The sequence below is a fragment of the Streptomyces inhibens genome, assembly GCF_003389455.1.
Classification (GTDB): Bacteria; Actinomycetota; Actinomycetes; order Streptomycetales; family Streptomycetaceae; genus Streptomyces; species Streptomyces inhibens.
In genome coordinates this window covers 25621-47803 of the sequence record NZ_QUAC01000162.1, presented here as the reverse complement: position 1 = coordinate 47803, position 22183 = coordinate 25621, and the positions used below count along the sequence as shown (strand labels likewise).

The window sequence follows — 22183 nt, the reverse complement described above, 5'->3', positions numbered from 1 at the left end:
CGGCCGGCGCCGCCCCCCGCCGTTCGGCCCGCCGCGTCTGGCTGGCCGGGCTCGCCGCCGCCCTGGTGTGCGCCGGCGGCCTCAGCTACTACGCCTCCGCCAGCCCCGACGGCCTGGAGAAGGTCGCGCACGACCACGGCATCGACGCCAAGGCCGAGGACCACGCCACCAAGGACTCCCCGCTCGCCGACTACAGCATCAAGGACATCGCCGACCCGCGTCTGGCCGGCGGCCTCGCCGGTGTCATCGGGGTCGGCGCCACGCTGGCCGTCGGGACGGGCGTGTTCGTGGTGATCCGGCGCCGCCGGAGCGCCGGCACCGCCGGGCAGACGGGCGCGGGCGCCGAGCGTCCGGCGCCGGAGAACGCCTGAGATGGGCGCCGGGCACGCGCACAAGCTCTACCGGCACGGGCATTCGCCGGTGCACGCCTTGCCCGCGCACTGCAAAATCGCGGCGGTCTTCTGCTTCGTACTGATCGTCGTCTCCACGCCGCGCGAGGCGGCCTGGGCGTTCGGGCTGTACGCGGTGCTGATCGCGGCCGTCGCGGGGGCCGCCCGGATCCCGGCCGGGTTTCTGCTCAAGCGGCTGCTGATCGAGGTGCCGTTCGTCGCGTTCGCCCTGCTGATGCCGTTCGTCGCAGAAGGGCCGCAGGTCCAGGTCCTCGGGCTGAGCCTGAGCGGGTCCGGACTGTGGGGCGCCTGGAACATCCTCGCCAAGGGCACGCTGGGCGTCGCCGCGTCCGTGCTGCTCGCCTCCACCACCGAGCTGCGTGAACTCCTGTTGGGCCTCCAGCGGCTCAAGATGCCGCCGCTGCTCGTCCAGATCGCGTCCTTCATGATCCGCTACGGCGATGTGATCACCGACGAGATGCGGCGGATGCGGATCGCCCGCCTCTCCCGCGGCTTCGAGGCGCGTGGCGTACGTCACTGGGGTGTGCTCGCCAAATCCGCCGGTGCGCTGTTCATCCGCTCCTACGAGCGCGGTGAACGCGTCCACCTCGCCATGGTCAGCCGCGGCTACACCGGCACCATGCCCGTCGTCGACGCGACCACCGCAGGCCGCACACAATGGACCCGCGCGGCCGCCCTCCCCCTCGCCGCGCTCGCCGTCTGCCTCCTGGGATGGACCCTTTGAGTACCGCCACGCCCGCATCCGCCCCCTCCCTCGCCGTCTCCGGCCTCGCCTACGCCTACCCCGACGGCCATCAGGCGCTCTTCGGCGTCGATCTGACCGTCGGCCGCGGTGAGCGGGTCGCGCTGCTCGGGCCCAACGGCGCCGGCAAGACCACCCTCGTACTCCACCTCAACGGCATCCTCGAAGCGGGCGCCGGCACCGTCGCGGTCGCCGGGCTCCCGGTCGCCAAGGACCACCTCGCGGAGATCCGCCGCCGCGTCGGCATCGTCTTCCAGGACCCCGACGACCAGCTGTTCATGCCCACCGTCCGCGAAGACGTCGCCTTCGGGCCGGCCTCCTCGGGGCTGCGCGGCGCCGAACTCGAAGCACGGGTCACCGAGGCGCTCACCCGGGTCGGCATGGCGGACTTCGCCGACCGGCCGCCGCACCACCTCTCCTTCGGGCAGCGCCGCCGGGTCGCCGTCGCGACGGTACTGGCGATGCGCCCGGAGATCCTCGTCCTCGACGAGCCGTCGTCCAACCTCGACCCGGCCTCCCGCCGTGAACTCGCCGACATCCTGCGGTCGTTGGACGTCACCGTCCTGATGGTCACCCACGATCTGCCGTACGCACTGGAGCTGTGCCCGCGGTCCGTCGTGCTCTCCGGCGGTGTGATCGTCGCCGACGGGACCACCCAGGAGCTGCTGTGCGACGAGGAACTGATGCGCACCCACCGGCTCGAACTGCCCTTCGGGTTCGATCCGCGGTCGGTCGACGTTCCCCTGTGACGAACACCACGAGCCGTCGCCCTGGTCATCAGCACTGATCCGCGCGTTGCACCATTGATGGGTCACGAAAGCGACGGATGAGTGGGAAGCGGGAATCAGTGGTGGACGTCCAGGGCACGGTCGAGGACGGCTTCGAGCCGGTCCGGGACGCCTTCGCAGCCAACTTCGCGCGGCGCGGAGAGCGGGGAGCGGCGGTCGCCGTGTACCGGCACGGGCACAAGGTCGTGGACCTGTGGGGCGGTACGAAGGACGGCGACGCGGCCGCGGACGGGCCGGTCGCGCCCGCGCCCTGGGAGGCCGGCACCTCCCAGCTGATCCGGTCCGCCTCCAAGGGCATCGCCGCCATCGTCCCGCTGCTGCTGCACCAGCGCGGACAGCTCGACCTGGACGCACCGGTCGGCACGTACTGGCCCGAGTTCAAGGCCGCCGGCAAGGAACGCGTACTGGTCCGCCATCTGCTCTCGCACCGCGCCGGGCTGCCGGTGCTGGACACCCCGCTCACCCCCGCCCAGGCCATCGACGGCGTCAGCGGCCCCGCCGCGGTCGCCGCCCAGGCCCCCGTCTGGGAGCCCGGCACGGACCACGGCTACCACGCCCAGACCTACAGCTGGCTGATCGGCGAGCTGGTGCTGCGGGTCACCGGCCGCACCATCGGCAGCTGGATCGCCGAGGAGATATCCGGGCCGCTCGGCCTCGACCTGTGGCTCGGCCTCCCCGAGGCGGCCCAGTCCCACGTCGGCCGGCTCGCCTCCGTCGAGACACCTTTGCCGCCGGCTTCGACCGGCCTGCGGGTGCGTCCGAAGCGGACCGTCGCCGATGCGTACGCCGATCCGGACTCGCTCACCAGCCGCTCCTTCGCGGCGATCTCCCCGGCGCCCGACGAGAATGCGCCCGCCTACCGGGCCGCCGAGCTGCCGGCCTCCGCGGGCATCGCCACCGCCCGCTCGCTGGCGCGCTGTTACGCCGCGCTCATCGGCGCCGTCGACGAGCACCCGCGCCTCTTCGCGCCCGCGACCCTCACCCTCGCCCGCACCGAGGAGTCCGCCGGCCCCGACCGCACCCTCCTGGTCAACACCCGCTTCGGCCTCGGCTTCATGCTCCACGGACCGGCCTCACCGCTCCTGGCCCCCGGCTCCTTCGGGCATCCCGGACGCGGGGGCGCACTGGCCGGCGCCGACCCGGAGAGCGGTATCGCCTTCGGCTACATCACCAACGGGATGCAGAAGAACGTGACGGCGGACCCGCGGGCCCAGGCGCTGCTGCGGGCCGTTGCCGCTGTATGAGGTGGGGTTGCGGCGCGCGGCCGCGGTGTACCCGCCGGGGCGGGCCGGCCGGAGGACATCGCTGTTACGTCGCCATCATGTGCCCATGGAACGGTCATCATGCGGGGCCGTGAGGGTATGTGCCATGAACGCTTCGGATCCCCCTTCCCGGCCCGTGGTGAACCACAGGTCGATGTCCCCTGTAAAGCGCGGCACGGTCGGCATCACGGCCGTGGCGGGAGCGGCAGTGCTTGCCACGTCACTTCTCGTCCCGTCGAGCGCGTCGGCGAGTCCGGGGGCGGAGACGGCCGCAGCCCCGGCGCGGACGATCCACTGGTCCGCCTGCCCCAAGGCCGAGCCGCCCTTCCCCTCCCCGAGCAAACGGGCCCGGTGCGGGACGGTGGAGGTTCCGGTCGACTGGGCGAAGCCGGACGGGCCGACGATGAAGATCGCCGTGGCCCGCCAGAAGGCCACCGCCCCCAAGAAGCGCCTCGGTGTTCTGTTCTCGAACCCGGGCGGCCCCGGGAGCTCCGGCCTGGACGATGCCTACTACGCCGACAGCCCGGTCGACGGCTACGACAAGAACATCCGGAGCCGCTTCGACATCATCGGCTTCGACCCGCGCGGCATCGGCCGCAGCGCGCAGCTCCGGTGCGACGACGAGCTCGCTGCGAAGATCCCCACCCGCCCGGAGAGCGCCGCCGAGTTCCAGCGGATGCGCACCCTCAACAAGCGGCTCGCCGACAGCTGCCGGACGCGCAGCGGGCCGCTCGCCGACCACATGGACAGCGTCAGCGTCGCCCGCGACATGGACGCGATCCGCACCGCCCTCGGCGAGAAGAAGATCAGCTTCCTCGGCCACTCCTACGGCACGCTCATCGGCCGGCAATACGCCCGCCTCTTCCCGCAGAAGCTCCGCGCGCTCGCCCTCGACAGCGCAATGGACCCGTCCCGGCCGGACGCCGAGCGCTTCCTCATGGACGGTTCCGCCGCCGCCGAGGGCGGGGTGCAGCAGCTCGCGGACTGGTGCGCGAAGGACACCTCGTGCGCCCTGAAAGGCCAGGACGTGCAGGCCGTCGTCCGCGGGCTCTTCGCACGCGCCGATGCGGGCAGGCTGTTCGAACCGGGGCGGCACGGCCCCACGCGGAAGAAGGTCACCGCTGACCAGCTGTCCGGCTTCCTCACCTCCTATCTGGGGAAGTGGAACCCGCAGACCACCGCTGAGCAGCTGGACGCCCTGAACAGCGGCACGGGCAAGGTCTACTGGACCGACAGCACTCCGCAGCTCGCCTGGCGCACCGTGATCTGCCGGGACTACGACTTCCGCCTCCGTGACTGGGCCCACTACCGCGAGCTGCGTCAGCGGGCGATGTCCGCCAACCCGCACAGTCGGTACAACTCCCAGGCCCTGGACATGATCCTCGGCTGCCAGGGATGGCCGGCCGCGCCCGAACCGGAGCCGGCCCAGGCCAAGGGCACGCTCCCGCCGGTCCTGGTGGTGAACGCCACACACGACCTGGCGACCCCGCTGCCGGGTGCGCGGCGCATGGCACAGGAATTCCCGAAGGGGAGGCTCGCCGTCCTCGACGCGGTGGACCACTGGCTCTACCGCAAGTGCCAGTCGCCGCTCCCGGCACAGGCGATCGACACCTATCTCCGTACGCTGAAGACCCCGCCCCGCGGCACGGTGTACCCCCACCGTTGACGGGGCCGGGCCGGCGGCATCTGCTTGTTGCCGGGGGTGGTGCTCCCACCTGAAGGGTGGGTGACCGAGGCCGGTGCCGCCCCCGGCGCCTCACCCCGTGTGCAGCATCAGGCCGATGCCGATGACCATCAGGCCGGCCGCGGCGATGCGGGGAGCGCCGAAGCGTTCCTTGAAGAAGAGGGCGCCGATGGCGGCGCCGACGATGATGGAGGACTCGCGCAGCGCGGCGATGGGGGCCAGCGGGGCGCGGGTCTGGGCCCACAGGACCAGGCCGTAGGCGAAGACGGAGAGGATGCCGCCGGCCATGCCGCGCAGCGCGAACGGGCGTAGTTCGGCGAGGAGTCGGCCGCGGCGGGTGGCGAGCGCGTAGGCGGGGATCGCGGTGCCTTCCAGGATCATCAGCCAGGCGATATAGCCGAGGGAGGTGCCGGAGGCGCGGACGCCCAGGCCGTCCACGGTGGTGTAGGCGGCGATGGACAGGCCGGTGGCCAGGGCGGCGATGATGGCCGGCCAGTGCGGCCGTGCCCCGGAGCCGCGGATGCCCCACAGGGCGACGCCGACCAGGCCCGCCGAGGCCAGGGCGACGCCCGCCAGCGCCCAGCGGTCGGGGAGTTCATGGACGAAGACGGCGGCCAGGACGGTGACGACCAGGGGCGCGGTGCCGCGGGCGATGGGGTACATCTGGCCGAAGTCGCCCAGCCGGAACGACCGCATGAGCAGGGCCTGGTAGACGATGTGCAGGACGGCGGAGGCCAGCAGGCAGGGCCAGGCGCCGGCGGCGGGCAGCGGGGTGAACGCGGCCATCGCGATGCCGCAGACGGTGCCGCCGCCGCCGACCAGGGTGAAGGCCAGCAGCTGGTCGCGTATGCCGTGGGCGATGGCGTTCCAGCTGGCGTGGGTGATAGCGGCGACCAGGACGGCCGCGACGACGAGCGGCGTCACGAAAGGCCCAGCCCGGTGAGCGCCTCGGCGAACCGGGGGTGGGCCGGTGAGCTGATGGTCTGTGGGGTGGCGGCGTCGGACGCGGAATCGCTCATGGCCCGCACGCTAGCGAAAGCTGTACGGGCCATGCGAACGAAATCCGGTGGCGGGGCTGCGGGGGCGCCGTGGGGGCGCCCCCTACCGGTCAGCCCGCGGTGAGGATGGCGCGGACCACCGGGCCCGCGTTGGAGCCGCCGTGGCCGCTGGCCGGGACGACGGCCGCCGCGGCNCCGGGCCCGCGTTGGAGCCGCCGTGGCCGCTGGCCGGGACGACGGCCGCCGCGGCGAGGTCGTCGCGGTAGGCGGTGAACCAGGCGTTGGGCTTCTTCTGGCCGTCGACCTCGGCGGAGCCGGTCTTGGCGCCGATGTCACCGCCGATCCCGGACATCGCCTCGGCCGCCGTACCGGCGGTCGCGGTCAGCCTCATCAGCGACTTCAGGGCGGACGCGGTGCCCGGCTTCATCGTGCGGGCCGCCTTGGCGAACGTCCGGTTGTCCAGCTGCGGCGCGACGATGTACGGCTGGTGGAAGGAGCCGGCGCGGACCGTCGCGGCGAGCGAGGCCACATTGAGCGGGTTCATCCGCACCCCGCCCTGGCCGATCAGCGAGGCGGCCATCTGCGCGTCGTGCTGCACCGGCACCGCGCCGTCGAAGGTGGGGATACCGGTCTGCCAGTTGAGGCCGATGCCGAAGACGTCCCGGGCCTCCTTCGTCAGATCGTCGTCGCTGAGGTCCTTGGCCTGCGAGATGAAGGCGTTGTTGCAGGACGCGGCGAAGCTCTGCGCGAAGGTGCCGTGCGGGATCTCGGACTTGTCGAGGTTCTGGAACTTCCAGCCGCCGACCGTCACGTACTTGGGGCACGGGTGCGGCTTGTTCGGCGTGGTCATGCCCTTGTCGATCAGCATCGCCGAGGTCACGATCTTCATCGTCGAACCGGGGGCCAGCGACCCCTGGGTGGCGACGTTGAAGCCCTTCGTCGGGGAGTTGGCGATCGCCAGGATCTCGCCGGTGCTGGGCTTGATCGCGGCCGCGGACGCCGCCTTCTTGCCCTTGACGGCGTTCTCCGCCGCCGACTGGAGCGTGGCGTCCAGCGTGGTCTTGAGGGTGCCGGGGGTGCCCTTGGAGAGCACCTTCAGCGTCTTTTCGGGCAGCTGGTCGGCGGGCTTGGCGCTCTTGGCGCGGTGGATGAACAGCTCCACACCGGGCTTGCCGTCGGTCTTGTCACCGTACTTGTCGCGCAGGCTGTCCAGCACCCCGGCAAGCGCCGGATGCGCCTTGGGCGTCAGCTCCTTGCCGTTGCGGTCCACGGCCTTGATCGGCGGCGCCTCGGCCTCGCCCGTACGCAGCTGGTCGCCCTTGGCGAGGCCCGGGTGCAGCACGGCCGGCTGCCAGGCGATCCGCGGCTTCCCGGTGGTCTTGTCGCGCTGCACGGTCGCCGAGGTGCGGTACGAGTACGGCGCCTTGGTGCCGTTGAAGTCGATCTGCGCGGCGACGGTGTACGGCACCTTGGCGCCGGCCGGTGTGCCCGGCGTCACCGTCACCTTCGAGAACCGCGCCTGCTTGGCGAAGGCCGCAAGCGCGCTCTTGGCGGCCTCCGGACTGTCCGTCAGCGCGGCGGCCTTGGCGGCGTCGCCGGTCTGCCAGGCGGTCAGGAACTCCTGTGCCGTCGTCTGTACTTCCTTGGCCGACAGCGGCCCGGTCGGCACCTTGGGCGCGCTGTCGCCCGCCTTGGCGTCCGCCGACCTCACCTCCGTCGGTGATGACTCGTCCGAGCCGCCGAACAGCGTGAGGCCGCCCACGACTCCCGCCACCAGGGCCACCGATCCGCCGATCAGCCCGTACTTCACCTCACGGCGCATGCCACCGATTCCCTCCCGGAGTCTCGTCCTTGAATACGCACACAAGAACGTGCACCGCACTCTAAGGGACACGGGGCGAGGCCGTGCGTCTCGATCAGGGCACGGTCCGGTGACGCGCTGTTGTATGTCTGTTACGGAGTTGTCGCATGCGGCCGCGGGCCCCGCTCACACCCAGGTGTCGAACCACATCCGGTGGTGCCAGGCGCTCTTGGGGATCGGCATACCCGTATAGAGGGGGTAGAAGTAGATGAAATTCCAGGCGATGAGGAGGATGAGGACGCCGGCGCCCACCGCGCCGATGGTGCGGCGGCGCTCGCTCGAACCCGGCGGGCCGATGATCGCGCCGATCATCATGGCCAGCGCCAGACACAGGAACGGGACGAACACCACCGCGTAGAAGAGGAAGATCGTCCGCTCCTGGTAGAGGAACCACGGCAGATAGCCCGCCGCGATCCCGCAGGCGATGGCGCCGGCCCGCCAGTCCCGCTGGAACAGCCAGCGGTAGAGGACGTAGAGCAGCGCGAAGCAGGCGGCCCACCACAGCAGCGGGGTGCCCAGTGCGAGCACCTCGCGCGCACAGCCCTCGGCCGCGGCGCAGCCGTCCTGGCCGGCCTTGGGGTCCTCGTAGAAGTACGAGACGGGGCGGCCCAGGACGAGCCAGCTCCAGGGGTTGGACTGGTAGGTGTGCGGGGTGGTCAGTCCGGTGTGGAAGGCGTAGACCTCGGTCTGGTAGTGCCACAGGCTGCGCAGCCAGTCCGGCAGCCAGGTCCAGCCGGCCCGCTGGCCGTCGGCGGTGGTCGCCCAGTCGCGGTAGTAGCCGCCCTTGGTGGCGATCCAGCCCGACCAGGACGCGAGGTAGGCGGCGAGCGCGACGACGACGGTGGACCCGAAAGCGGGCAGCACATCGCGGCGCACGGCCGAGCGGAAGGGGCGGCGGGCGCCGGCCGTACGGCGGGCCGCGACGTCCCAGAGCACCGACATCAGGGCGAACGCCGCGAGGAAATACAGGCCGTTCCATTTCGTCGCGGCGGACAGGCCCAGGCACAGCCCCGCCGCGATCCGCCACGGCCGCCACCCCAGCCGCAGCCGGTCGCCGACCTCGTCGTCCGGGCGCGCAAGACTGTCCGGGCCGATCGGCAGCGCCGCCGCCAGCCGGGCCCGGGTGCGGTCCCGGTCGACCAGCAGGCAGCCGAAGGCGGCCACCACCCAGAACATCACGATCAGATCGAGCAGCGCGGTCCGGCTCATCACGAAGTGCAGCCCGTCCAGCGCCAGCAAGGTGCCCGCCAGACAGCCGAGCGCCGTCGACCGCATCAGCCGGCGGCCGATCCGGCAGATCAGCAGCACCGACAGCGTGCCGAGCAGCGCGACCATGAACCGCCAGCCGAAGGGGTTCATCCCGAACGCCCACTCGCCGAGCGCGATCAGCCACTTGCCCATCGGCGGGTGCACGACGTACGAGTGCTCGGGCGAGAGCAGGATCTGCGACGGATGCCCGACCAGCGCGTCATTGGCGTTCTTGGCCCAGGTGCCCTCGTAGCCGTACTGCAGCAGCGACCAGGCGTCCTTGGGGTAGTACGTCTCGTCGAATATGACCTTCCGCGGGCTGCCCAGGTCCCAGAACCGCAGCACCCCCGCGAATAGCGTCACCAGCAGCGGACCGGCCCAGCCCGACCAGCGCGTCAGCCGGGCCGCGGTGTCCGGGCCCGCGCCGAACACCGCCCACAGCCGGCCGCTGGGCTCGGGGAAGGCGGGCACCAGCCGCGCGCGGACATCGGCCTGCGGGCGGCCGGGATACCCGAAGCGGCGCAGCCGCCGCTGCCACACAGGGGGCTGCTCGGCCGGCTCCGGGGCGCGCTGCACGGCGGCGTCGGTCGCGGTGGTGTCACTTGTCACCCGGCCCATCGTAGGGAAGTGGCCTGTGGGCCGGCGCGGAGCGCCACCGGGGGATGACGGCGGATCGGGGCGCGGCGGCGTTCTTGGGAGGACGGGCTGGGAGGATGGGGAGGTGACTGGAACGCTGGTACTTGCAGGGACGCCCATCGGTGAGATCGCGGACGCGCCGCCGCGGCTCGCCACCGAACTGGCGGCCGCCGATGTGATCGCCGCAGAGGACACCCGGCGGCTGCGCCGGCTGACCCAGGCGCTGGATGTCCAGCCGCGCGGGCGGATCGTGTCGTACTTCGAGGGCAACGAGGCGGCCAGGACGCCCGAGTTGGCCGATGCGCTGGCCGGTGGCGCGCGGGTGCTGCTGGTCACCGACGCGGGGATGCCCTCGGTCTCCGACCCCGGCTACCGCCTGGTCGCCGCGGCCGTCGAGCGCGACATCAAGGTCACGGCCGTACCGGGCCCCAGCGCGGTGCTCACCGCCCTGGCCGTGTCCGGGCTGCCGGTGGACCGCTTCTGCTTCGAGGGGTTCTTGCCCCGCAAGGCCGGAGAGCGGCGCTCCCGGCTGCGCGAGGTCGAGGACGAGCGGCGCACCCTGGTCTACTTCGAGGCTCCGCACCGCCTGGACGACACCCTGGCCGCGATGGCCGAGATCTTCGGCGCCGAGCGGCGCGCCGCGGTCTGCCGCGAGCTGACCAAGACGTACGAGGAGGTCAAGCGCGGATCGCTGGGCGAACTCGCGCCGTGGGCGGCCGAGGGCGTACGCGGGGAGATCACCATCGTGGTCGAGGGCGCTCCGGAGAGCGGGCCGCAGGATCTGGGAGCCGAGGAGCTGGTGCGCCGGGTGCGGGTCCGTGAGGAGGCCGGGGAGCGGCGCAAGGAAGCCATCGCCGCGGTCGCCGCGGAGGCCGGGCTGCCCAAGCGGGAGGTCTTCGATGCCGTGGTCGCGGCGAAAACCGCGGCGAAGGACCCGGCGAAGAACTCCGCGAAGGCCCCTGGCGAGAAATGATGCGCGGGCCACGGCGAAAACCGACTCATCAGAAGGTAAATGGCTGGCTTGAAAGGTAAAGCGCAGGCCGAGGCAATAGGGTGATTTTCCTACCGTTGGCCAAATCTGGGCCAATAGCGTCGCTGAACAGCTGCGTTGCGGCCGGGAAAGGCGTCCACTGGTGCGTGGGACGAACGGTTCCCGGAGACCTTGTCCAGCGGACAAGAGGAGCGCACATGAGCGAGATCGCTAAGACCACTGGCGTTTCCACCACCAGCGGAGTCCACCCGATTCCCCAGCCGGAGGCCGCCGCGCACGAGGCGTACTCCTTCGCCTGCATGAAATGCGGCTACGGCTGGGAGCAGGCGTACGAGATAGTCCACCAGGTCGACGGCAAGGGCGAGCTCCATGTCGTCTACTACGCGGACGGCGAGCGGGTGCCGTCGCCGTTGACCTGCCCCACCTGCCTCAACTGCGGCACCAACGTCGTACGCATCATGCGCTCCGGCCAGGTCTCGATGGTCTCCGACGCGATCGCGAACATGCATCAGCGCCATAACGGCAACCAGAAGAAGAAGCAGCCGGCCTCCGAGGGCGCCGCGGACTGTGGCGGCAGCACCGCCGAGGGCGCGGACGGCGGGCGCCACCACTGGCACCTGTCCGACCTGCTGCACCCCTTCCAGAGCCACCGCAAGTGAGGTTCCGGCCGCGGTCCTCGTAGGATCTCGGCCATGGCCCCGCAGGACAAGAACACCCCGCCGCCGCTGCCCGAACCGCTTCGGGTGGCGGTGGCGGATTCGCACACCCACCTGGACATGCTCCCCCAGCTACCGCTGGGAGGTGCCCCCACACGCACGGTCGAGGAGGCGCTCGCCAAGGCCGCCTCCGTCGGCGTGACCACCGTCGTCCAGGTGGGCTGCGACCTGGCCGGTTCGCGGTGGGCCGCCGACACCGCGGCCGCGTACGACAGCGTGCACGCCACCGTCGCGCTGCACCCCAACGAAGCGCCCCGGATCGTGCTGGGCGACCCCGAAGGCTGGTCCCGGCAGGGCTCCCGGGAGGCCGGCGGCGACGGCGCCCTGGACGCCGCGCTCGCCGAGATCGACAAGCTCGCCGCGCTGCCGCAGGTGCGCGGCGTCGGCGAGACCGGGCTGGACTACTTCCGTACAGGTCCTGAAGGCATGGCGGCGCAGGAGCGGTCCTTCCGCGCCCATATCGAGATCGCCAAGCGGCACGGCAAGGCCCTGGTCATCCACGACCGGGAGGCGCACGAGGACGTGCTGCGGATCCTGCGCGAGGAGGGCGCGCCCGAGCGGACCGTCTTCCACTGCTACTCCGGCGACGCCGAGATGGCCAAGATCTGCGCGGCGGCCGGCTACTACATGTCCTTCGCCGGCAATGTCACCTTCAAGAACGCCCAGCCGCTGCGCGACGCACTCGCCGTCGCCCCGCCCGAACTCGTCCTCGTCGAGACCGATGCGCCCTTCCTCACCCCCGCGCCGTACCGCGGACGGGCCAACGCCCCGTACCTCATTCCGGTCACCTTGCGGGCGATGGCCGAGGTCAAGGGGGCGACGGAGGATGCGCTGGCCACCGCCATAGCGGCCAATACGGCGCGCGCTTTCGGCCTCTGAATGGAACCGCCGTCCCCCGGAAAAGTCACTTTCCGTATCGGATCAACTTTGGAGAGTCACCGCCGCTCCGCTACATTCCGGCCGTCAACCGCATCCGTGGCATGTGGAGCGCGCCGTGAGTCATTCGCAGAGCAGCCACCGCGCCGCGCGCGGCCGTCGTAGACGCCGCGCCGATGGCCCCGAAGCGCTGCGCCGGCTGGTGCCCCGGGCCCTGGTCGTCGCCTTCCTCGCAGGCGGCACCAGCGCCTTCATCGCGCACGACAAGGCGATCCGGCTCAGCGTCGACGGCACCCCGCGCACCCTGCACACCTTCGCCGACGACGTCGAGGACCTGCTGGCCGACGAGCACCTCGACATCGGCGCACACGACATCGTCGCGCCCGCCCCCGGCACCGACCTCGACAGCGGCGACGCGGTCGTCGTCCGGCACGGCCGCCCGGTCGTCCTCACCATCGACGGCCGGCGCCGCCGGGTGTGGACCACCGCCGACACCGTCGCCGGCGCGCTCCACCAGCTCGGCGTCCGCGCCGAGGGCGCCTATCTGTCGACCTCCCGCTCCCGGCGCATCGGCCGGCACGGCATGGAGCTGGCGGTACGCACCGAACGCTCGGTGGTCTTCGTCGCCGACGGCCGCGAGTACCGGGTACGCACCAACGCCGCCACCGTCCGCGAGGCGCTGGCCGAGGCCGGTCTCGCCCTGCGCGACCAGGACACCACCTCGGTGCCGCCGGACAGCTTCCCGCGCGAGGGCCAGACCGTCTCCGTACTGCGGATCACCGGCTCCAAGGAGGTCCGCGAGGAGCCCATCGCGTTCCGTACGGTCAAACGGACCGACCCGCAGCTGGCGCTCGGCACCGAGTCGGTCGTCCAGCAGGGGCGGCCCGGCGTGCGCCGGGTCACCTACAAGCTGCGCACCGTCAACGGCGTCAAGCAGAAGCCGAAGCGGCTGCACACCGAGGTCGTGCACGCCCCGCGCCCGCAGATCGTGCACATCGGCACCAGGGTGCTGCCCACCTCCGTGCGCGGCGCCGACCATCTCGCCTGGCACGCGCTGGCCCAGTGCGAGGCGGGCGGGAGGCTGGACGCCGTCGACGCGTCGGGCAACTATGGCGGGCTCTACCAGTTCGATGTCGCCACCTGGCGGGCCCTGGGCGGCCGGGGCCGCCCGCAGGACGCACCCGCCCAGGAGCAGACGTACCGTGCCAAGAAGCTCTACATCACCCGGGGGGCGAGCCCCTGGCCGGTCTGCGGCCGTAAGCTTCACGGGTGAGTAACAGCCCCACCGACGAGTCAGGTCCCCTGCTGGGGCCCGCCGACATCCGCGAGCTGGCCGCCGCGCTGGGCGTTCGTCCCACCAAGCAGCGCGGCCAGAACTTCGTCATCGACGCCAACACCGTCCGCCGTATCGTGCGGACCGCCGATGTCGGGCCCGACGATGTCGTCGTCGAGATCGGCCCCGGCCTCGGCTCGCTGACCCTGGCACTGCTGGAGGCCGCCGACCGGGTCATCGCCGTCGAGATCGACGAGGTGCTGGCGGCCGCGCTGCCGGACACCGTCGCGGCCCGGCTGCCCGGGCGCGCCGACCGCTTCGCGCTGGTGCACAGCGACGCCATGCACGTCACCGAGCTGCCCGGCCCCGCGCCGACCGCGCTGGTCGCCAACCTGCCCTACAACGTCGCGGTGCCGGTGCTGCTGCACATGCTCGCGACCTTCCCGAGCATCGACCGCACCCTGGTCATGGTGCAGTCCGAGGTCGCCGACCGGCTGGCGGCCCGCCCCGGCAACAAGGTCTACGGCGTGCCCTCGGTCAAGGCGAACTGGTACGCCGAGGTCAAGCGGGCCGGCGCCATCGGCCGCAAGGTCTTCTGGCCCGCGCCCAACGTCGACTCCGGTCTGGTCTCCCTCGTACGCCGCGACAAGCCGATCGAGACCTCGGCGAGCCGCGACGAGGTCTTCGCGGTCGTCGACGCCGCGTTCGCCCAGCGCCGCAAGACGCTGCGGGCCGCGCTGTCGGGGTGGGCCGGTTCGGCCGCCGCGGCGGAGGCCGCGCTGGTCGCCGCGGGGGTCTCCCCGCAGGCCCGCGGTGAGGCACTGACCGTCGAGGAGTTCGCGCGGATCGCCGAGCACAAGGGACCGGGCGGCACACCCGGCATCCGGCAGAGCGGGGGAGCGGCCGCATGACCACCACAGCGATCACCGTCCGGGTACCGGCGAAGGTCAATGTCCAGCTGGCGGTCGGCGCCGCCCGCCCGGACGGCTTCCACGACCTGGCGAATGTCTTCCTCGCCGTCGGCCTCTACGACGAGGTCACCGCCACCCCCTCGGACACCCTGCGGATCACCGCCGAGGGCCATGACGTCGACCGGATCCCGCTGGACCGGACGAACCTGGCGGCCCGCGCCGCCGAGCTGCTCGCCGCCCGGCACGGCATCGAACCGCACGTCCACCTCCACATCACCAAGGACATCCCGGTCGCCGGCGGTATGGCAGGCGGCAGCGCGGACGCCGCCGGTGCCCTGGTGGCCTGCGACGCGCTCTGGTCGACGGGCGCCTCGCGCGACGAACTCCTGGAGATCTGCGCCGAGTTGGGCAGCGATGTGCCGTTCAGCCTGGTCGGCGGGGCGGCGCTGGGCCGGGGCCGGGGCGAGCTGCTGACGCCGCTCACCGTCGGCGGCGGCTTCCACTGGGTCTTCGCGGTCGCCGACGGCGGGCTGTCCACCCCGGCCGTCTACCGCGAGTTCGACCGGCTGACGGCGGACACGGACGTGCCCGCGCCCGAGGCGGCCCCCGCACTGCTGGCCGCGCTGGAGGCCGGCGACGCCACCGCACTCGCCGCGACGCTCGCCAACGATCTGCAGCCCGCGGCGCTCTCCCTGCGCCCCGCGCTCGCCGCGACGCTGGAGGCGGGCACCGCCGCCGGTGCGCTGGCCGCGCTGGTCTCCGGCTCCGGGCCGACCACCGCCTTCCTGGTCAAGGACGCGGAGTCGGCCCAGCAGGTGGCGGAGGCGCTGCTGGCGTCGGGCACCTGCCGCGCGGTGCGGACGACGGACTCGCCCGCCCCGGGCGCGACGCTCGTCTAACCGGCCGCCGCGACCAGCACCTCGGCCACCAGCCTGCCCGCCCGTACGGCGTGCTCCGCCGTCGTCGGGCGGCACCGGTTCACCGCGGGGTCGTACTCGGTCATGATCACGCCCGCGTGGTCCGTCCCGGTCTCCCGCAGCGTCACCTCCCGGCCCGCGGCGCGCAGCGCCTCGGCGAGGTCGCGGGAGTGCCCGGCGTCCACGATGGTGTCGCGGCTGCCGTGGACGAGGTGGACCGGTACGGCCGGGTCCAGGCCCGCGGCGAGGTCGGCCAGCGCAACGCCGCCGCTGATGAACGCCGGGAGGTCGTAGCGGCCCGCGATGCCGACCACCGCCGCCGGCCGCCGGCCGTCCGCCACCTCGGGCCGCAGTGCGACCCCCAGCGCGGCCGGCGCACCGGCCGACCAGCCGGCCAGCACGAACGACTCCCCGTCGCCGCCCAGCCCGCCCGCCTCCTTGCGGGCGAACGCCAGCGACTCCAGCAGCTGTGCCCGGGCGCCGTCCGCGGGGTCCGAGCGCCAGTCCGGTACGAGCACCAGCAGGCCGTGCGCCGCCGCGGTCCGCGCCAGCGGTTCGAGGACATCCCGCTCGTCGGGGCCGATGCCGTGCCACAGCAGCACGGTCGGCACCGGCCCGGGCGCCCCCGCCGGACGGTAGGCGTCCAGCTGCTTGCCGCTCGGGCCGTAGACCAGCCCGCGTTCCGTCTCCACCCATGTGTCCGTTGCCATGGCGGGCACGCTATCCAACAGTGATCACCAGGTCATCCGGTACGGATACTCGGCTCCGGCCGGAGCCCTTCCGCACGCCGACTAGGCTGGGAACGTCGATCGATGTGAACCGCAGGAGTGAGATGGCCGTCAACCTCGTCAATCTGGAAGCCGTCGGCAAGGTGTACGGAACCCGTGCCCTGCTCGACGGTGTCTCCCTCGGCGTCAACGAGGGGGACCGGATCGGCGTCGTCGGGCGCAACGGGGACGGCAAGACCACCCTGATCCGGATCCTCGCCAAGCTGGAGCACGCGGACAACGGCCGGGTCACGCACAGCGGCGGCCTGCGACTGGGCGTGCTCACCCAGCACGACTCCCTCGACCCGGCCGCGACCATCCGGCACGAGGTCATCGGGGACATGGCCGACCACGAGTGGGCGGGCAACGCCAAGATCCGCGATGTGCTCACCGGACTGTTCGGCGATCTGCACATGCCGGGGTTCGACAAGGGCCTGGACACCGTCATCGGGCCGCTGTCCGGTGGCGAGCGGCGGCGGATCGCGCTGGCCAAGCTGCTGATCGCCGAGCAGGACCTGATCGTCCTGGACGAGCCCACCAACCACCTTGACGTGGAAGGCATTTCGTGGCTCGCCGGGCATCTGCGGGCGCGCCGCAGCGCGCTGGTGGTCGTCACCCACGACCGGTGGTTCCTGGACCAGGTCTGTACGCGGATGTGGGACGTCCAGCGCGGCGCGATCCATGAGTACGAGGGCGGCTACAGCGACTACGTCTTCGCGCGGGCCGAGCGGGAGCGGATCGCCGCCACCGAAGAGGTCAAGCGGCAGAACCTGATGCGCAAGGAGCTGGCGTGGCTGCGGCGCGGCGCCCCGGCCCGTACGAGCAAGCCGCGGTTCCGTATCGAGGCCGCCAACGAGCTGATCGCCGATGTGCCGCCGCCGCGGGACACCGCCGAGCTGATGAAGTTCGCCAACTCCCGCCTCGGCAGGACCGTCTTCGAGCTGGAGAACGTCACCGTCCAGGCCGGCCCGAAGCAGCTGCTGAAGCATCTGACCTGGCAGCTGGGCCCCGGCGACCGGATCGGCCTGGTCGGCGTGAACGGCGCCGGCAAGACCTCGCTGCTGCGGGCGCTGTCCGAGGCGGCCCGTACGCAGGGCGAGGCGCAGCCCGCGGCCGGCAAGATCGTCGTCGGCAAGACCGTCAAGCTGGCGTATCTCTCGCAGGAGGTCGCCGAGCTCGACCCGTCGTGGCGGGTGCTGGAAGCCGTCCAGAAGGTGCGCGACCGGGTCGACCTCGGCAAGGGCCGGGAGATGACCGCCGGGCAGCTGTGCGAGAAGTTCGGCTTCACCAAGGAGAAGCAGTGGACGCCGGTCGGCGACCTGTCGGGCGGTGAGCGCCGCCGCCTCCAGATCCTGCGCCTCCTCATGGACGAGCCGAACGTCCTCTTCCTCGACGAGCCCACCAACGACCTCGACATCCAGACCCTCACCCAGCTCGAGGACCTGCTCGACGGCTGGCCCGGCTCGCTGATCGTCATCAGCCACGACCGGTACTTCATCGAGCGCACCACCGACCGGGTCTTCGCGCTCCTCGGCGACGCCGCGCTGCGGATGCTGCCGCGCGGTATCGACGAGTACCTGGAACGCCGCCGGCAGGTCGTCGAGGCCGCCACGCCCGTCCCCGCGCAGCAGACGGCGGCGCCCAAGAAGGCCGCCGCCGTCAACCGCGCCGCGCAGAAGGAACTCCAGAAGATCGAGCGGCAGTTGGACAAGATCGGCGAGAAGGAGAGCAAGCTCCATGCGCAGATCGCCGAGCACGCCACCGACTTCGAGAAGGTCGCCGGACTCGACGCCCAGCTGCGTGAGCTGAGCGGTGAGCGGGACGAGCTGGAGATGCGCTGGCTGGAGCTGGCGGAGGACGCGTAAGGCACGCCGGGCGGCACCGGCTGCCCTCCTCGTGCGCCCGTTGACGGCGGCAATCGGCCCCGGATTGGCCGGGATTCCAGCATTCCGGGGGTCTTCTCCCCGGTAGGGGGCGCGCTCGGCGATCCGAGCGTGTAGCTTCCCGGGGACAAGCGGCCCGGCCGGGGGGCCGCGCCGGGGCCCGCCGGGGTGGAGGGGGTTGCTCGATGGGCGTGCGGCTCATGGTGGTCGACGATCATCGTCTGCTCGCGGAGGCGCTCGCCTCGGCGCTGAAGCTGCGGGGGCACCGTGTGCTGGCTGCCGCCGCGCCGAGCGCCGGTGCCGCGGATCTGGTGGTGAGCCGGGCGCCCGAGGTGTGCCTGCTGGGCACCGCGGCGCCCGCCGAGCCGGGCGCCTTCGACCCGATCGTACGGATCAAGAAGGAGCGGCCGCAGGTCGCGGTGGTGGTGCTGGGCCCGGTGCCCAGCCCGCGCGGTATCGCCGCCGCCTTCGCGGCCGGGGCCTCCGGGTACGTCCGTAACGACGAGCGGATCGAGGGCGTGGAGCGCGCCATGATGAAGGCGCGGGCGGGCGAGTCGGCGGTCTCCCCGCAGCTGCTCCAGCAGGCCTTCGAGGAGCTGTTGCACCCCGCGGCGCAGCCGGACGACGAGGGCGCGCGGCTGCTGGAGCTGCTCACCCCGCGCGAGGTCGAGGTGCTGATACGGGTCGCGGACGGCGAGGACACCCGGCTGATCGCGGCGGGTATGGACATCGCGCCGAGCACCGCGCGTACGCACGTCCAGCGGGTGCTGATGAAGCTGGAGGTGGGCTCCCGGCTGGAGGCCGCCGCGCTGGCGGCGCGTACCGGGCTGCTGGACCGGGCGGTGGGCGGCCGCGCCGCGCGCATGACGACGGCGGGACCGGACGATCCGGCCCCGCCGCAGTGACACCCACCCAACTCAGCCCTCGGTGGGCCGCTCCTCGCTCTCGCCCTGGAGCTCCGCGGCCGTCGGCGGGACGGCCGGCCGCAGCTTCAGCCAGACGAGGAAGAACAGTCCGAGGGCAAGCATGCCCAGGCCTGTCCACAGGTTGATGTTGATGTCCTGGGCCTTCTTGAGGTCCGCGTCGTCGGCCATCAGACCGGCGATGGTGACGATCACGCCGTAGACGACGAACAGGCCGCCGATGATGCGCCGGACGTCGAAGAGGCGCGCGGCGGTCGCGGACTCGCGCTCCAGCTCCTCGACCTCGTGCTGGTAGTCACTCATGGTGCGTCAACTCCGCTGGTTCAGGCAGGTTCAGAAGGAGAAGGGGAGGTAGCAGACGGCGGCGAGGACGATCGCGCCCCAGCCCAGCAGCGCGGGCCTGCGGTACCAGGCGTCGTCGCCCTTTGCCGGCAGCTCCTCCATGTCGGGGGACCGTGTGCCGTAGACCAGGCCGGCCAGCGACTCGGTCGACTTGGGCTTGGTGACCATGGTGACCACGAACATCACGAGCGCACCGACGACGAAGGCGACGATGGAGGAGACGAAGTTGGCGCCCTGGTCGGAGGGGATCGAGATGATGCCCTGCTTGTAGAGCCAGAAGTAGTTGACCATTGCGGCCACGGTGCCGGAGAGCAGCCCCCAGAAGCCGGCCGCGGCGCTGGTCCGCTTCCAGAACATGCCGATGATGAACACCACGAACAGCGGGACGTTGAAGAAGGAGAACAGCGTCTGCAGGTAGTTCATGATGTTGCTGAACGACGAGGCGATGAAGGCCGTACCCATGCCGATCAGCACGCCGACCGCGGTGACCACCCGTCCGGTCTTGAGGTAGTACGCGTCCTCGCGGCCCTTCTTGAGGTACGCGGCCCAGATGTCGTTGGTGAAGACCGTGTTGAAGGACGACACATTCGCGGCCATACCGGCCATGAACGCGGCCAGCAGACCGGTCACCGCGATGCCGAGCACACCGTTGGGCAGCAGGTCCCGCATCAGCACCGGGATCGCGTCGTTGTACTGGAGTCCGTCCGCGCCCGCCTTGCCCAGCGTCGGCTCCATGACCAGCGCGATCAGGCCCGGTACGACGACCACCATGGGTATGAAGATCTTGGGGAAGGCGGCGATCAGCGGGGTGCGCTTGGCGGCCGAGAGGTTCTTCGCGGACAGTGCGCGCTGCACCTCGGCGAAGTTGGTGGTCCAGTAGCCGAAGCTCATCACGAAGCCGAGGCCGAGGACGATGGTCAGCCAGTTCGCGCCGAGCGGGTTGCCCTCACCGATGCCGGTGCCCTTCCAGGCGGTCAGGAACGCATCGCCGTGCGAGGAGTTCAGCGAGTGGGTCAGACCGTCCCAGCCGCCGACCCGCTTGAGGCCGACGATGGTCAGCGGGATCAGCGCGGCCAGGATGACGAAGAACTGCAGCACCTCGTTGTAGATCGCCGAGGTCAGACCGCCGATGGTGATGTACGCCAGCACGAAGAAGCCGGCGACGACGATCGCGATCCACTGCGGCCAGCCGAGCAGCGCCTGGAGCACGATCGCCATGGCGTACAGGTTCACGCCCGCGATCAGCACCGAGGAGACGGCGAAGATCACCGAGGACAGCAGGTGCGAGGAGGGCCCGAAGCGGTGCAGCAGGAACTCGGGCACCGAGCGGACCTTGGAGCCGTAGTAGAACGGCATCATCACCAGGCCGAGGAAGACCATGGCCGGGATGGCGCCGATCCAGTACCAGTGGACGGTGTAGGCCCCGTACTGCGCGCCGTTGGCGGCCATTCCGAGGATCTCGGTGGCGCCGAGGTTGGCGGCGACGAACGCCAGCCCGGTGACCCAGGCGGGCAGTGACCGCCCGGAGAGGAAGAAGTCCAGGCTCGTCTTCACGCTGCGTCTGGCCGCGAATCCGATGCCGAGGACGACGACGAAGTAGAGGGCGAGGATCGTGTAGTCGAGCCCGTTGGTAGGGAGTCGTAGCCCTTCGGCCAGGGTGATCATGGTGGGAACTCGCTTCGTTGCGCGATCGGAACGCACAGAAAGCTACGCGCGGCCGGTCAGAAACTGAACACTTTTGTTCGGTTGAGTTGTTGGATCGTGATGGACGCGGCCGATATGTCAGGCAATGCCCGGTGGTGGACCCGGCGTTGACGCAACTGTTTAGTTGTGCTTCATTGTGTTTGTTTGTGTTTGGTCGGAGGGTGAGGAGCTCCCGTGAAGAAGACGACGACGCGGCTCGCGGACGGCCGGGAGCTGATCTATTACGACTCGCGTGACGATGTCGTACGCGACGCCGTCGACCACCGCCCCCTCGACCCCGTCGCCACCGCCTCCGAGATCCGCCACGACCGCCTCCTCGGCGACGATGTCGCCATCGCCTCGCACCGCCAGGCCCGCACCTACCACCCGCCGGCCGACGAATGCCCGCTCTGCCCCTCCCTCGGGGGCCGGCTCTCCGAGATCCCCGCCCCCGACTACGACGTCGCCGTCTTCGAGAACCGCTTCCCCTCCCTCGCCGGCGACAGCGGCCGCTGCGAGGTCGTCTGCTTCACCTCCGACCACGACGCCTCCTTCGCCGACCTCACCGCGGAGCAGGCCGCCCTGGTCCTGGAAGCCTGGACCGACCGCACCGCGGAACTCTCCCAACTCCCGGGCGTGGAACAGGTCTTCTGCTTCGAGAACCGCGGCGAGGAGATCGGCGTCACCCTCGGCCACCCGCACGGCCAGATCTACGCCTACCCCTTCACCACCCCGCGCACCGAGCGGATGCTGCGCTCGCTCGCCGCCCACCGCGAGGCCACCGGCGGCAACCTCTTCGACGACGTGGTCGCCGACGAGCTGGCCGACGGCCGCCGCATCGTCCTCGAAGGCGAGCACTGGGTGGTCTTTGTCCCCTACGCCGCCCACTGGCCCTACGAGGTGCACCTCTACCCCAAGCGCCGGGTCCCCGACCTGCTCGCCCTCGACGACGCCGCGCGCACAGAATTCCCACAGATCTACCTGGAAGTCTTGCGACGCTTCGACCGGATCTTCGACGAGGGGAACGGCCGGGGAGAGCGCGCGGCCGGCGCCGCCCGCACGCCGTACATCGCCGCCTGGCACCAGGCGCCGCTGCGCGCCGAGCACCGTGCCGAATTCGCACTTCACCTTGAGCTTTTCACCATTCGCCGTACTTCCGGCAAGCTGAAGTTCCTCGCGGGTTCCGAATCCGGCATGAACGTGTTCATCAACGATGTGCCGCCGGAGGCCGCGGCCGAGCGACTGCGAGAGGTAGCAAGCGAGTCATGAGCA

20 protein-coding genes are annotated in these 22183 nt (G+C 71.5%); 14 read left to right on the top strand and 6 right to left on the bottom strand.

Translation table 11 applies throughout. The features are described 5' to 3' along the window. The 5 genes from DY245_RS20850 to DY245_RS20830 all read left to right on the top strand — a co-directional run. A partial coding sequence (locus DY245_RS20850) for a PDGLE domain-containing protein (RefSeq protein ID WP_181923784.1) occupies nucleotides 1-371 on the top strand: 371 nt, incomplete at its 5' end. A gap of 1 nt (nucleotide 372) precedes the next feature. Continuing rightward, nucleotides 373-1134 carry a cobalt ECF transporter T component CbiQ gene (cbiQ, locus tag DY245_RS20845; RefSeq protein ID WP_128508764.1) on the top strand — a complete coding sequence of 254 codons (762 nt, stop codon included), beginning with the start codon at nucleotides 373-375 and terminating at the stop codon, nucleotides 1132-1134. Beyond that, nucleotides 1131-1901 (top strand): energy-coupling factor ABC transporter ATP-binding protein, encoded by a 771-nt coding sequence (locus tag DY245_RS20840; protein WP_128508763.1) that lies wholly within the window; start codon nucleotides 1131-1133, stop codon nucleotides 1899-1901. Before cbiQ ends, DY245_RS20840 begins: the two co-directional genes overlap by 4 nt. Nucleotides 1902-1978: 77 nt before the next feature. Further along, nucleotides 1979-3184 carry a serine hydrolase domain-containing protein gene (locus tag DY245_RS20835; protein ID WP_128508762.1) on the top strand — a complete coding sequence of 402 codons (1206 nt, stop codon included), beginning with the start codon at nucleotides 1979-1981 and terminating at the stop codon, nucleotides 3182-3184. Between the two features lie 172 nt (nucleotides 3185-3356). Further along, nucleotides 3357-4868, top strand: coding sequence for an alpha/beta hydrolase (locus DY245_RS20830; protein WP_244943168.1), 1512 nt, complete (start codon nucleotides 3357-3359; stop codon nucleotides 4866-4868). A 90-nt stretch (nucleotides 4869-4958) separates the two neighbouring features. Here the strand turns inward: DY245_RS20830 and DY245_RS20825 are convergent, their stop codons facing one another. The 3 genes from DY245_RS20825 to DY245_RS20815 all read right to left on the bottom strand — a co-directional run bounded on the left by DY245_RS20825 (nucleotide 4959) and on the right by DY245_RS20815 (nucleotide 9611). Then, the gene (locus DY245_RS20825; protein ID WP_128508761.1) at nucleotides 4959-5810 is read right to left on the bottom strand and encodes a DMT family transporter; all 852 of its coding nucleotides are present in this window, start codon (nucleotides 5808-5810) and stop codon (nucleotides 4959-4961) included. A 269-nt stretch (nucleotides 5811-6079) separates the two neighbouring features. After that, on the bottom strand, nucleotides 6080-7706 hold a 1627-nt coding region (locus tag DY245_RS20820; protein WP_244943167.1), incomplete at its 3' end, for a penicillin-binding transpeptidase domain-containing protein. 165 nt (nucleotides 7707-7871) lie between these two features. Next, the gene (locus tag DY245_RS20815) at nucleotides 7872-9611 is read right to left on the bottom strand and encodes a dolichyl-phosphate-mannose--protein mannosyltransferase (RefSeq protein WP_128508759.1); all 1740 of its coding nucleotides are present in this window, start codon (nucleotides 9609-9611) and stop codon (nucleotides 7872-7874) included. A 103-nt stretch (nucleotides 9612-9714) separates the two neighbouring features. Between DY245_RS20815 and rsmI the strand changes: the two genes are divergently transcribed. The 6 genes from rsmI (at nucleotide 9715) to DY245_RS20785 (ending at nucleotide 15295) form a co-directional block, all read left to right on the top strand. Then, nucleotides 9715-10602 carry a 16S rRNA (cytidine(1402)-2'-O)-methyltransferase gene (gene rsmI / locus DY245_RS20810; RefSeq protein WP_128508758.1) on the top strand — a complete coding sequence of 296 codons (888 nt, stop codon included), beginning with the start codon at nucleotides 9715-9717 and terminating at the stop codon, nucleotides 10600-10602. A 215-nt stretch (nucleotides 10603-10817) separates the two neighbouring features. Beyond that, on the top strand, nucleotides 10818-11279 hold the full coding sequence (locus DY245_RS20805; protein WP_128508757.1) for a hypothetical protein: 462 nt from the start codon (nucleotides 10818-10820) through the stop codon (nucleotides 11277-11279). A 33-nt stretch (nucleotides 11280-11312) separates the two neighbouring features. Further along, complete coding sequence (locus DY245_RS20800) at nucleotides 11313-12215, top strand: TatD family hydrolase (RefSeq protein ID WP_128508756.1); 903 nt, start codon at nucleotides 11313-11315, stop codon at nucleotides 12213-12215. 115 nt (nucleotides 12216-12330) lie between these two features. Further along, entirely contained in the window at nucleotides 12331-13485 is a 1155-nt protein-coding gene (locus tag DY245_RS20795; RefSeq protein WP_128508755.1) for a resuscitation-promoting factor, read from the top strand. Next, a complete protein-coding gene (rsmA, locus tag DY245_RS20790) occupies nucleotides 13482-14396 on the top strand; it encodes a 16S rRNA (adenine(1518)-N(6)/adenine(1519)-N(6))-dimethyltransferase RsmA (protein ID WP_128508754.1) in 915 nt (304 codons plus the stop codon). Before DY245_RS20795 ends, rsmA begins: the two co-directional genes overlap by 4 nt. Next, on the top strand, nucleotides 14393-15295 hold the full coding sequence (locus DY245_RS20785; protein ID WP_128508753.1) for a 4-(cytidine 5'-diphospho)-2-C-methyl-D-erythritol kinase: 903 nt from the start codon (nucleotides 14393-14395) through the stop codon (nucleotides 15293-15295). Before rsmA ends, DY245_RS20785 begins: the two co-directional genes overlap by 4 nt. Here DY245_RS20785 and DY245_RS20780 read toward each other — a convergent pair. Continuing rightward, nucleotides 15292-16023, bottom strand: coding sequence for an alpha/beta hydrolase (locus tag DY245_RS20780; RefSeq protein ID WP_128508752.1), 732 nt, complete (start codon nucleotides 16021-16023; stop codon nucleotides 15292-15294). The genes DY245_RS20785 and DY245_RS20780 overlap by 4 nt on opposite strands. Nucleotides 16024-16145: 122 nt before the next feature. Here DY245_RS20780 and DY245_RS20775 point away from each other — a divergent pair, with 122 nt between their 5' ends. Together DY245_RS20775 and DY245_RS20770 are read left to right on the top strand one after the other, a co-directional pair. Continuing rightward, nucleotides 16146-17945 (top strand): ABC-F family ATP-binding cassette domain-containing protein, encoded by a 1800-nt coding sequence (locus DY245_RS20775; protein ID WP_128508751.1) that lies wholly within the window; start codon nucleotides 16146-16148, stop codon nucleotides 17943-17945. 203 nt (nucleotides 17946-18148) lie between these two features. Continuing rightward, nucleotides 18149-18868 carry a response regulator transcription factor gene (locus DY245_RS20770; RefSeq protein WP_128508750.1) on the top strand — a complete coding sequence of 240 codons (720 nt, stop codon included), beginning with the start codon at nucleotides 18149-18151 and terminating at the stop codon, nucleotides 18866-18868. Between the two features lie 12 nt (nucleotides 18869-18880). On the opposite strand, the gene DY245_RS20765 is transcribed toward DY245_RS20770, so the two are convergent. Continuing rightward, nucleotides 18881-19189 carry a hypothetical protein gene (locus tag DY245_RS20765; protein WP_128508749.1) on the bottom strand — a complete coding sequence of 103 codons (309 nt, stop codon included), beginning with the start codon at nucleotides 19187-19189 and terminating at the stop codon, nucleotides 18881-18883. Between the two features lie 30 nt (nucleotides 19190-19219). Continuing rightward, on the bottom strand, nucleotides 19220-20893 hold the full coding sequence (locus DY245_RS20760) for a sodium:solute symporter family protein (RefSeq protein ID WP_128508748.1): 1674 nt from the start codon (nucleotides 20891-20893) through the stop codon (nucleotides 19220-19222). A 213-nt stretch (nucleotides 20894-21106) separates the two neighbouring features. On the opposite strand from DY245_RS20760, the gene galT reads away from it, so the two are divergent. Then, on the top strand, nucleotides 21107-22180 hold the full coding sequence (galT, locus tag DY245_RS20755) for a galactose-1-phosphate uridylyltransferase (RefSeq protein ID WP_128508747.1): 1074 nt from the start codon (nucleotides 21107-21109) through the stop codon (nucleotides 22178-22180). The last annotated feature ends 3 nt before the right edge of the window (nucleotides 22181-22183 follow it).

What these genes read in the sequence shown, in the direction of transcription:
- DY245_RS20830 (WP_244943168.1), top strand. Translation starts at nt 3,357, where the DNA reads ATGTCCCCTGTAAAGCGCGGCACGGTCGGCATCACGGCCGTGGCGGGA.
- DY245_RS20770 (WP_128508750.1), top strand. Translation starts at nt 18,149, where the DNA reads ATGGGCGTGCGGCTCATGGTGGTCGACGATCATCGTCTGCTCGCGGAG.
- DY245_RS20800 (WP_128508756.1), top strand. Translation starts at nt 11,313, where the DNA reads ATGGCCCCGCAGGACAAGAACACCCCGCCGCCGCTGCCCGAACCGCTT.
- DY245_RS20780 (WP_128508752.1), bottom strand. Translation starts at nt 16,023, where the DNA reads ATGGCAACGGACACATGGGTGGAGACGGAACGCGGGCTGGTCTACGGC.
- DY245_RS20805 (WP_128508757.1), top strand. Translation starts at nt 10,818, where the DNA reads ATGAGCGAGATCGCTAAGACCACTGGCGTTTCCACCACCAGCGGAGTC.
- cbiQ (WP_128508764.1), top strand. Translation starts at nt 373, where the DNA reads ATGGGCGCCGGGCACGCGCACAAGCTCTACCGGCACGGGCATTCGCCG.
- DY245_RS20785 (WP_128508753.1), top strand. Translation starts at nt 14,393, where the DNA reads ATGACCACCACAGCGATCACCGTCCGGGTACCGGCGAAGGTCAATGTC.
- DY245_RS20760 (WP_128508748.1), bottom strand. Translation starts at nt 20,893, where the DNA reads ATGATCACCCTGGCCGAAGGGCTACGACTCCCTACCAACGGGCTCGAC.
- DY245_RS20765 (WP_128508749.1), bottom strand. Translation starts at nt 19,189, where the DNA reads ATGAGTGACTACCAGCACGAGGTCGAGGAGCTGGAGCGCGAGTCCGCG.
- DY245_RS20775 (WP_128508751.1), top strand. Translation starts at nt 16,146, where the DNA reads ATGGCCGTCAACCTCGTCAATCTGGAAGCCGTCGGCAAGGTGTACGGA.
- DY245_RS20815 (WP_128508759.1), bottom strand. Translation starts at nt 9,611, where the DNA reads ATGGGCCGGGTGACAAGTGACACCACCGCGACCGACGCCGCCGTGCAG.
- DY245_RS20835 (WP_128508762.1), top strand. Translation starts at nt 1,979, where the DNA reads ATGAGTGGGAAGCGGGAATCAGTGGTGGACGTCCAGGGCACGGTCGAG.